The organism is Kitasatospora sp. NPDC047058, from assembly GCF_040643935.1.
Lineage (GTDB): Bacteria > Actinomycetota > Actinomycetes > Streptomycetales > Streptomycetaceae > Kitasatospora.
Genome location: NZ_JBEYVJ010000791.1, coordinates 1 through 1,773, shown reverse-complemented (window position 1 = coordinate 1,773; position 1,773 = coordinate 1). Strand labels below are relative to the sequence as shown.

The window sequence follows — 1,773 nt, the reverse complement described above, 5'->3', positions numbered from 1 at the left end:
CCCCCGTGCATCCGGATGTCCAGCCGGCGCGGGACCTCCCAGGGCCCGATCCGCCGCAGCGTGCCGCCAACGCCCTGCTGCACGGCGGCGGCCCGCTGGAGCTCGTCCTGGAGGTTTCCGAGTCCCGGCTGCGGGTCGAGGTCAGCGACCCTAGCCCGGTCCTGCCCGTACCCCGCCACCCGCACGACCCGGCTCTGCCGGGCGGCCACGGCCTGTTCATCGTCCGGGGCACCGCCGACCGCTGGGGCGCCGAACCGCACGCCCTGGGCAAGACCATCTGGGCCGAGGTCGACGCGGCCCGGCTCGCCCCCGGGCACTGAGCCGCGATCCCGCCGGGGGGCCGCGGCGCACCCCCTCGGTGACGCCGGGCCCCGCCGGGGGCCGGACGTCGGTGGTTGCGTCCTGTGGTCCCCCGTCGGAGGCGTTCGTGCCCGATGCAGGGTTGCGGAGCGCCCTGCCCGGGGCACGGCTCCCTCGGGGACGGGGTGAACATCCACAGGGACGCCGGCGGGGGGCTGAGGCCGTGAAGCGGGACCAGGACGGCACCGGACCGACAGCGCAGAAGCCGCCGGGTGCACCTCGCGTACCGCGGTGTCAGCGTTGCGGCGTGCCGCCGACGAGGTCCTTGAGGGCGTCGAGGCGGGTCCGCCGGTCGGGCGGGTACCGGCGCAGGGCGCGTTCGGCCTTGCGCGAGCCCGGGGCGTAGCGCCAGCGCGCCCAGGGGGAGGTCGGCTTGGCCAGCCGGGCGAACGCGACCAGCGAGACCAGGGGCACCAGCAGTCCTCACCGGCCTGCCCGTCGAGGCCGGCTTCCGGCCCTCCGAGGTCGGCGTCCCCTACGGCTTCGACGTCCGCACCACCCGGCTGCCCGAACCGGTCGCCTTCAGCGTCGACGGCCACCTGCTCGCCGTCGGCAGCGACGACGGCTCGGTGCTGGTCTGCGACGGCGTCACCGGCGTCGCGCTGCGCACGCTCAAGGACCACATCGGCCGGGTCTACGCGGTGAAGTTCGCCGGCGACGTGCTCGCCACCGGCAGCGCGGACGGCACCGTCCGGCTCTGGGACCCGGTCTCCGGCGAGTGCCGGCACCGCCTCGACGTGCACCCCGCCGGCGTCTGGCCGGTCTCGCTCGGGCCGGGCGGCACCCTGCTCGCCACCGGCGACGCCGAGGGCACCGTCACCCTCTGGGACACCGCCGCCGGCCGCCTGCTGCGCACCCTCCCCGGTCACGCCGCACCCGCCTACACCGCGGTGTTCAGCCCGGACGGCTCCCGGCTGGTCACCGGCGACCGGGCCGGGGCGGTCCGGGTCTGGTCCACCGCGAGCGGCCGGCTGGAGGCCGAACTCCCCGGCCACCGGGGCGCGGTGTACCGGGCGGCGTTCAGCCCCGACGGCACGGTGCTGGCCACCGGCGACGGCGGCGTGGACGGCGGGGAGGGCGGCACCGTCCGGCTCTGGGACCTCGCCCGGCTGCGGCTGCGGCACTCCCTCACCGGCCACGGCGGCCGGGTCTACACGCTCGCCTTCCACCCCGGCGGCGACCTGCTCGCCAGCGGGGACACCGAGGGGCGGATCCGGCTCTGGAACCCGCTCGACGGGACGGCGGCCGGCCGGCTGGAGGGCTGCACCGGCGCGGTCTACCAGGTCGCCTTCGACGCCGACGGCACCCGGCTCGCGGCCGGCGACAGCGACGGCACCGTCCGGGTCTGGCGGGTCGGCCCCGGCGTCCGCGGCACCGGGCGGGAGGTGGCGCCGCTGCGTCGGCAGCCGCCCG

General features: G+C 78.0%; 3 protein-coding genes and 1 pseudogene. 3 read left to right on the top strand and 1 reads right to left on the bottom strand.

Annotated features, from left to right (window positions below; translation table 11 throughout):
- On the top strand, window positions 1–320 hold a 320-nt coding region (locus ABZ885_RS40540; protein WP_360200131.1), incomplete at its 5' end, for an ATP-binding protein.
- A gap of 274 nt (window positions 321–594) precedes the next feature.
- On the opposite strand, the gene ABZ885_RS40535 is transcribed toward ABZ885_RS40540, so the two are convergent.
- A complete protein-coding gene (locus ABZ885_RS40535; RefSeq protein WP_360200129.1) occupies window positions 595–774 on the bottom strand; it encodes a hypothetical protein in 180 nt (59 codons plus the stop codon).
- Window positions 775–791: 17 nt separating this feature from the next.
- On the opposite strand from ABZ885_RS40535, the pseudogene ABZ885_RS40530 reads away from it, so the two are divergent.
- Window positions 792–911: pseudogene (locus ABZ885_RS40530) on the top strand (hypothetical protein); the annotation flags it as partial.
- Between the two features lie 18 nt (window positions 912–929).
- Window positions 930–1,773: WD40 repeat domain-containing protein (locus tag ABZ885_RS40525; protein WP_360200127.1), on the top strand; the 844-nt coding region annotated here is incomplete at its 3' end.